Genomic DNA, 7068 nt, shown 5'->3' with positions numbered 1-7068 from the left:
CAAATATTGAAAGCTGTTATACAGTTACATAATTTAATAGAGAAACGAAGGTAGAATAATAATGGAATTACTAAAATTTCACAAAAACATTAAGATTCGACTACTTGAATCTTTTTTGAGTTCAGCAATAGGAAGTATGATTTTTCCCTTTATGGCAATTTATTTATCTAAACATTTTGGTGTGAAATTAGCTGGATTACTTTTACTAATAAATGTATTCATCGGGATTGCAATGAACTTTTTCGGAGGTTACTTTTCAGATCAATTTGGGCGGAAAAAAACAATGGTCTTTGCAGAAACATTAAGATTATTTGCTTTCGTAGCGATGATGTTCTGTAATTCGCCTTGGTTTTTTTCTCCGATCATTACATTTTTCATGATGACTGTTAATAGTATTTGTTGGGGATTAGCAGGACCTGCAAATCAAGCTATGTTAATTGATGTTAGTAAACCTGAAGAACGGAAACTGATGTATTCTATTATGTATTGGTCAAATAACTTATCGATTGCAATTGGTGGAATTATGGGAGGCTTTTTATTCAAAAGTTATTTGTTTGAACTATTATTGGCTCTTTCAATTGCATCATTCATAACATGGTTTTTAATTACATTTTTCGTTGATGAAAGTATGACAACGCAACAATCTGAGATGAAAACAATCAGATTGCATGTGAATAAAATGATTTCGAATTACCGTGATGTATTTCAAGATAAGCTCTTTATTCTTTATGTGATGGCTGGTTTACTTGTCCTTTCAATGGAATTTCAATTAACAAATTATATTAGTATTCGAATAACAAATGAATTTCAAACACAGCAATTGATGAATTGGCATTTTGGAGGAATCGAAATGATTGGATTCCTACGAACTGAAAATACAATTCTCGTAGTGATTATGGCTTTATTTGCTACAAAAATTGTAAAGAAAATGAATGATCAACAAACACTTATTTGGAGCTGCGTGGTGTTTGTTTTTGGATACGCTATCATTTCGTATAGTAATTCAATTTGGTTATTATTTGCTGCGATGTTTGTAGCAACAGTAGCAGAAGTGTTACGTGTCCCTGTTCAACAAAATTATATGGCTCATTTACCTCTTGAAGAAACAAGAAGTTCTTATATGGCCGTGGCTGGTTTAACATTCAATTTAGCTATGCTAATCTGTTCGATTACAGTTGCAATCAGTGCGTTTTTATCTAGTTTTGCAACTTCGTTTTTTTTAACAAGTTTAGGCGTTATTGGTATCATTATTTTTGTTCGCATCATACCAGCTTTAGAGCGACGTGTAAAAGGCGAAACAATTTATGCTCCAAGTAAGTCTGTCGAGAGCAATGCTTAAAAATGATAAATTCCTAAATTAAATAATTTGAAGTTTTATGTTACCGAGTTGCTAAAAAAAGCAACTCTTTTTTTGAATGTTTTAGTAGGGAAAAGTATGTAGAGTTAATATTGGAAAGTAAGTTAACATAAGCACTTGCCGCATTGTAGAAATGCATCTGTTAATATACATTGTTTATTTTAGCTAATGACATTAAGAGCATGAAAAGAGAATATTTGGTTAAAGAGTGATTGGAAAGCGAAGTACCTGTAATGGAAATAAACATTCTTTTTTTACAGAGCCTAGAAAATAAAAAAATCTAAACATATCCGTTTATCATTATCAAATATGTTAAAATATGGAAAAAGGTTAAAGGTGTGAGGATATTGAAAGATTTGAGATACATAACAATTAATTCACTTTTACTTCTGGCGATTATTCCATTATCTTTAGTAGGTTATTATTTTGCAGTGTATAATGAATCTTTATTTTTTATTTATGAATGGCTTCTTTCAATAACTGTTGTTACTGTTTTCATCTTAGCAATTATAGGGATAGTAAAAATTCAGAGCAAATTAAAATGGATTTCAATCTCGATCTTTGCTTTTATGATTCAATTTTCAGTGCTTAGTTTATTTTTAGGACCTTTTACAAAATATCCTTTATTCATTTTGTATTATTTTATTGCTGCGATTGCTTTTGTGCTTTTTATTTTAGCGATTAGAAACGTAGACAAACTCAAGTTCATCCCAATTATTTTTACGGTTTTATCAGTTATATTTACGCTTTATATGATGTTACTAAATAATTTATGGGGTATGGATTTAAGCTAAGATAACAACTGAAATTGCCTTAAAATTTACAAAAAGATGCTGTGTCGAAAAGTATAGAAATTGAAAATATGATTTAATGAACAAATTGTATTTGGACCAAATATAGTCAATTAAGAATTTAACCTGAACAAATTTAGGAGGCAATAAAAATGAGTAAAGTAATACGATTTGAATTTCAAGTTCCAAACCCAGAAGAAGCAATCGAGTTTTATTCAAATAGTTTTGGATGGACATTTGAAAAGATGGCTGGCCGGTTGATTATTGGTTTATAACGACAGGGGAGAGTCAGCAACAAGGTATTGATGGTGGAATGATGAAATCTCCAGACGGGGCAACAAGAACAACGAATTCGATAAGTACCATCAGTAGATGAATATATTAAAAAAGTAGTAAAAAATGGGGGGCAAATAGTCGTTCCAAAGAGTGCAATTCCGAATATGGGATACTTTGCTTATTAGATAATCAAGGTCTATTATTTGGTATATCTGAGATTAATACAAATGCAAAATAATGAATTGATAAATGAGGAAACAAAAAAACGACTGTCAACAGTCGTTTTTTATTTTTTTATGATGTCTTTCACTCTTCCGACTTGGCCGTCTTCTAACCTAACTTTTATGCCATGTGGATGAGAAGGAGATTTTGTTAAAATGTCTTTTACGATTCCAGACGTTAATTTACCAGAACGTTGGTCTTGTTTTAAAACGATTTGAACTTGATCTCCTCTTTGAATGTTAGAACGTATTTGCCCGTTCATTACACGCCCATACGTTTGCGTTGATTATTTGTCTTTTTCGTAATTTGATTTTTTTTCGTCATATCTTTAACAGCATTTAATCCTGTATTACTTGTAGTTTGCTGTTGTTTTTTACTTGCAAGTTTTTGTTTCATTAGTTCTTGCAAACTAACTTTCTTTGGTTCATTGATATTTTCACTCATCTAATGTTTCCTCCAATTTTATCTTACTTTTATAATGACTTGTTGAAGGAAAATAAGCAAGTCTGTTTCAGTGAATACATAAAATATAATGGTTTTTAGCTTTGTTTTTGTTTATTTTTCTCATGAAACTCTTCCATTTTTTTACTTTTTGAATAAGCTGATTCTTCAGAATGTCCAAATTGATCAACAGAACTTTTTTGTGGTCCTTTGTTTGTATGTCCCTTCGCCATTTCAAATCCCTCCTTTTTTACTATTATGTGCTATATTGCGTTTTCTTATTTTGAATAAACTTTCGATTGATATGGAAATCTAATCAAGAATACAGGTTAAGGAGGAGAAGAAATGACTAGTAGAAATGGAAGTAAAGGTAGCAAAAATCAAAACGCACCAGAATTACATGGACAAGCAACACAAAGTGGAGATAATAACAAAGGTACAGACTATCGTTCAAAAAAAGGTAGTAAATCAAAGATTGAATTACACTAAAAAAACGCCCCTTAACGGGCGTTCTTTAATTTTATAAAGAGAGACCAATGGAAATTACAATTAAAAAAGCGCTCCTTATACTAGAAGCGCAATTTCAGCTAACTAATTTATTTATTCTTTAAAACTAAAGCCTTCTTCGTCTAAATATTCAGCGGCTTCACCATAGCTATTGAATGTGCCATCAAGATTTTCTCCAGCATATACATTCCACATATCCATTTCGGAAACTAGCTTTAAAGTTTGTCCACTTGTATTTACCCAAAGTTCTTCAACTTCTTCTTCGTCTTCTTCGAAATTAGGTGCAATCGATAATTTATTAATTGATTTTGTAATAATTGAGCGCAGTTCATCTTCACTGAAATCTCTAATATTAATCATACCTTTGTCATTTGTTCTAAAACCTTTTATTCCTTCTGCATACACAAAACCATTTCCATTTGGATGTAAATGAAAGACTACATTCTTTTTTTCTGTTACACTTTCCTCGTACTGAAAATTCGTACGACCAAGTGATACAGATTTTTTTGTTAATTCTGGGAATGATTCGATAATTTCAAGTTTTTGTTCGTAAGTTAGCATATTGCCTCCAAAAATAATGTTATTTTTCTATGTTTTGTGAGTATCGTAACAAATATAACAAAAATGTATAAAAAAAGACATCTAAATGTCACATTTTATGCGTCATTAATTTGGTAGAATAAGACTGCTAAAGAAAAGGAGCATAGTACCCTTTTCGTCTTATACTCAGAAATAATACAATTTATTATACATAGTAGGTGATCAACATGACAGTAAAACAACAATTTATTAATAAGGAATTTTACAAAACGTTTTTAAATGAAAGTGATAAACAACCGATTGCCCTATTAGCAAACATATTTAGAACGCCGGACGAAGAAATCGACCTTTCATCAGTTCGCTTTGCACAAGGTGAAGTATACTTTGAAAATAATGATTTTGAGACAGCAGTATTTAAATGGGAAAAAGTTGAAAATCAGTATAAAGATTGGGCAAAGAAAAATATTGCAGACGCTTATTACGAGGTTGGTGCATTCGATACAGCAGAAAAGCTGTATAGAGATGTGAAAACAGAATGTAGAACGTTAACTTCGGAAATTTTTCTTCAACTATTTTCATTGTACATTGATATTTCAAATTATGAAGAAGCAGATCGTATTATTAAACAAGCAGTAAAATATAATCCTGATTATCCAAATGTGACGAAAATTGCTCGTAAATTTTATGAAAAAAATCATGATTGGAACAGTGCGGTTGATTTAGCTTCAAATGAATCAATTCGTACAGAAGATTTAAAATGGTTTATCGTTTTAAGAGAATACATAGAAAACGGTGCAACAAAAGAAATGTCACCAAATTATTTTATGGGGGCATTATTATCATTAGCAAAAGTTGATTTAGAGCATTTTGAACTAATGGTTGAAGCACTTTGGAATAGTTATAGAGAAAGATCTGAATATGTAAACTGGTTACAAACTTTTAATGAAATGCTATTCCAAATTAATGTAGAAACAGGGGTTAAATGGAAACGACTACCTTTCATTTACTCAAATACATATAAAGAATTAATTGAAAGTAATTATTTAGTAGCTCAACTAGAAGAAATGATGCCAAGTTTCTTAACGAACTGGTTAAGAATTACTGATTTTGATGGAGCAGTTTTAGCAACAACTGCAACGCTTGCATGGGACCGTTTATTCCCAGGTAGATTAGATTATCAAATTGTTGTTGATGCTGAAATGGCATTTGAACAATTACAACAAACGCCTGATTGCTTTGAAAATGGAAAAGAATTATTTGAAAATATTCTCCAATGGGCATTAATAAATGAAATTGAAGTTGGTAATCGTTTTGTTTGGTGGACGAACCAATTAACAAACTTTGATCAAACAACGATGCTAGTAGCTGGAACAATTGGAAATGGAAAGTCATCATTTGTAAACTCACTTTTAGGTGAGAAAATGATGGGATCATCAACTACAATGCCAGTTTTATTTGAGCAAAGTGTTGATACGAATATTACAGTGTATTCAAAAGAAGGAGACACGAACCTTGCAGAATATGCAGACTTCTATGATTTAACAACTGTTGAAAATGAATTGTTAAAAGGTGATGAGTTAGTTCATTATGAATTATCGAATCCTTTCTTACAAAAACACAAAATCTCAATTATTGATACACCAGGTATTGATGGAAATGATATAAATACGAAAGCACTACTTCAATCAGTGAAGCTTGCAGATCGTCTTGTATATGTATTAAATGCAACTGCTCCATATACAGAAACTGAAAGATCATTATTGATTACGATTCAGAAACAATTACCAACATTACCAATTCATTTCATTTTAAATAAAATGGATTCAATCTATAGTAATGATGAAGTCGATCGTGTTCATGCTGAAATTGAAGAGAAAATTAAGTTAGATTTCCCATCTGCGAAAGTACTACCATATTCTTCAATCTACAGTAATAAAGATCAATTTAATGAACTAGAAAGTTTTATCGAAGCTAATGTATTATCGACAACTGCAAATTCTAAACAATCAGAGAAATTATTATTAGCAGTTCGTAAGTTAATTAATTTCTTATTAGAAAAACGTGTTGAAAAAGAAAATGAATTACATGCAAATATTAAATGGAACGAAGTATTAGATGAAAAATTAAATGGTTTACTTCACTCTTTAAAAGATAAAGAGATGGAACATGCACAAACAATTTCAAGCACATATCGTGAGTTAAAAGATGAAATTAAATACGATTTAAAACTGAGCATTCCTGCTATGTTAAAAGAGTGCAAAGAGTTAATTAAAGAAGATAGTGATTATAATTCCATCCTAGAAACTTTAAATGAAGAGATGAATAATCGAATTCAAGAATATGTAAGACAAACAACGTTACCAAAGTTAAATACTGCACTTCAAAATTGGATTAGAGAATCTGGTTCCTTACTTGAAGGCACACAAAGTTATTTAGCTGATATGTGCGATTCATTAAACTCGTACATTGGAAGTGAGCAGTTAAGTCTTGAATGTGATTTTAAAGTTTTAGATGACTGGCGCCGTGATGCAGATCGTATGACAAGTATGATTCAATTAGATGAAATGAATATTTTATTGAATTCTTCTCCATCACAGTTCTTGTTAAAGAGCTCAGGATTAATACTAGGTTTATTACCTCAAAATAAATCAAAACTTGTTGCTCAATATCAGAAATATGTTGATAACGTTAATTATGATGAAGTATCTTCATTGGTTTCGACAAGATTCTTTTTACAATTTGAAATGTTTGAAAAAACATTACCAAGAGACTTATCAATGTTCTTACAATCACCATATGAACATTTATATGAACTAGTAGATCAAACAAGAGAAACGATTTCAAATTATGTAGCAACACTTGATGAAATGAAAGCAAATCCAAGTGGATACTTTGATCCAATCACATTCTATACAGTTCGACTAAGACAACTAG

Annotated in this window: 8 protein-coding genes and 1 pseudogene; 5 read left to right on the top strand and 4 right to left on the bottom strand. The window is 30.7% G+C overall.

All coding sequences use genetic code 11. The features are described 5' to 3' along the window. Positions 1–61: 61 nt before the first annotated feature. The 3 genes and pseudogenes from V7056_RS19485 (at position 62) to V7056_RS19475 (ending at position 2662) form a co-directional block, all read left to right on the top strand. Positions 62–1339: an MDR family MFS transporter gene (locus tag V7056_RS19485; RefSeq protein WP_499704049.1), complete on the top strand. Its 1278-nt coding sequence runs from the start codon at positions 62–64 to the stop codon at positions 1337–1339. A 356-nt stretch (positions 1340–1695) separates the two neighbouring features. Continuing rightward, complete coding sequence (locus V7056_RS19480) at positions 1696–2151, top strand: hypothetical protein (protein WP_499704048.1); 456 nt, start codon at positions 1696–1698, stop codon at positions 2149–2151. 149 nt (positions 2152–2300) lie between these two features. Further along, a pseudogene (locus V7056_RS19475) lies at positions 2301–2662 on the top strand (VOC family protein). Between the two features lie 48 nt (positions 2663–2710). On the opposite strand, the gene V7056_RS19470 reads toward V7056_RS19475, so the two are convergent. The 3 genes from V7056_RS19470 to V7056_RS19460 all read right to left on the bottom strand — a co-directional run bounded on the left by V7056_RS19470 (position 2711) and on the right by V7056_RS19460 (position 3320). Further along, on the bottom strand, positions 2711–2908 hold the full coding sequence (locus V7056_RS19470; RefSeq protein WP_499704047.1) for a YwbE family protein: 198 nt from the start codon (positions 2906–2908) through the stop codon (positions 2711–2713). Then, positions 2908–3090: a hypothetical protein gene (locus V7056_RS19465; RefSeq protein WP_499704050.1), complete on the bottom strand. Its 183-nt coding sequence runs from the start codon at positions 3088–3090 to the stop codon at positions 2908–2910. Before V7056_RS19465 ends, V7056_RS19470 begins: the two co-directional genes overlap by 1 nt. 95 nt (positions 3091–3185) lie before the next feature. Beyond that, on the bottom strand, positions 3186–3320 hold the full coding sequence (locus V7056_RS19460; protein WP_499704046.1) for a hypothetical protein: 135 nt from the start codon (positions 3318–3320) through the stop codon (positions 3186–3188). A 112-nt stretch (positions 3321–3432) separates the two neighbouring features. Between V7056_RS19460 and V7056_RS19455 the strand changes: the two genes are divergently transcribed. Then, complete coding sequence (locus V7056_RS19455) at positions 3433–3576, top strand: imidazoleglycerol-phosphate dehydratase (RefSeq protein WP_499704045.1); 144 nt, start codon at positions 3433–3435, stop codon at positions 3574–3576. A 111-nt stretch (positions 3577–3687) separates the two neighbouring features. Here V7056_RS19455 and V7056_RS19450 read toward each other — a convergent pair whose 3' ends face one another. Further along, entirely contained in the window at positions 3688–4155 is a 468-nt protein-coding gene (locus V7056_RS19450) for a hypothetical protein (protein ID WP_499704044.1), read from the bottom strand. Between the two features lie 206 nt (positions 4156–4361). On the opposite strand from V7056_RS19450, the gene V7056_RS19445 reads away from it, so the two are divergent. After that, positions 4362–7068 (top strand): dynamin family protein (locus V7056_RS19445; protein WP_499704043.1); only part of this gene is annotated, 2707 nt, incomplete at its 3' end.

The sequence above is a fragment of the Bacillus sp. JJ664 genome, from assembly GCF_036962205.1.
In the GTDB taxonomy this organism is placed as follows: domain Bacteria; phylum Bacillota; class Bacilli; order Bacillales; family Bacillaceae_G; genus Gottfriedia.
Note: the sequence above shows the minus strand (reverse complement) of the source record. Positions and strands in the feature narration are given on the sequence as shown.